Consider the following 987-nt stretch of genomic DNA (forward strand, 5'->3'; position numbering starts at 1 on the left):
ACGGCGGCTTCCTGCCCCACGCAGCCCAGGCAGCTCACCGCAATAGCCTGCCAGCCGGCGGGCGCCTTCAGGCTGAAGCTGCCGTCGGCGGCCGTCACGGTGCCGTGCTCACTGCCCTTGATGCGTACCGACACCTGCTCGGCGGGTTGGCCATCGGCCAGCAGCACGCGGCCCGTTACAATGCCCGTGGCCCCGTGGTGCCGCTCGTGCTGCCGGGGCGCTGGTACCTGCTGGGCCGTAACCAAGCGGGGCAGAAAACTAACGGCAAGCAGAACGGGGAGCGAAAGGTGGCGCATGGACTTATTTAGAAAGATTCAAAATAGACCACAAAGGTGCGGGCTATTTAGAATCGTTCCAAATAAACTTTTAAGCTCGGCTTACTATTTCTGGCCTGGCTGGGTCTGCGTCCAGCGTATGCACCTGTACCTCAACTTGTAATTAGCAAAAAGCCCGACTCCAGTAGCCGGGCTTTTTGCGGAGACAACTTCTCTACTGATTGAGGGCACGCGGCCCGTACCGGCAGCCCGGTGCTACCGCGGCCCCGCAGCCAAGGCTTCGAGCGCGGCTTTAAAGTCGGGCGTGTCATATTCGGCCATGCCATCGTGGCGGGCGGCCAGCTGGCCATCGGGCCCCAGAATAATGGTGGACGGGATGGAGTTGGAGTCGAACGGCGCGGGCAGTTCGCTGTTGCGGAAATACAGCGGGAACGTGTAGCCCTGGCTTTTGCAAAACTTCAGCGCCTTGTCCGCGTCGTCATCCAGCGAAAGCATTACGAAAGCCACTTTCGACTTGTCGACCTTCTTATATAAGGCCTCGATGCCGGGCATTTCGGCACGGCAGGGCGGGCACCAGCTGGCCCACAGGTTCACGAACACGGCTTTGCCGCGCAGGTCGCTCAGGTTCACCGGCCGGCCTTCGGCCGTGAGCATAGTCAGGTTGTGCGGGTAGGGACCGCCGCTGCTGGCCAGCCGCACCGGCGCGGCCGTC

2 protein-coding genes are annotated in these 987 nt (G+C 62.2%); both read right to left on the reverse strand.

All coding sequences use genetic code 11. From position 1 onward, the window contains the following. Positions 1–245 (reverse strand): carboxypeptidase-like regulatory domain-containing protein (locus ACYVDE_RS24200; protein ID WP_460504078.1); only part of this gene is annotated, 245 nt, incomplete at its 3' end. Positions 246–530: 285 nt separating this feature from the next. Continuing rightward, the coding region (locus ACYVDE_RS24205; protein WP_460504079.1) for a TlpA family protein disulfide reductase at positions 531–987 on the reverse strand (457 nt) is incomplete at its 5' end.

Source organism: Hymenobacter agri, assembly GCF_054778495.1.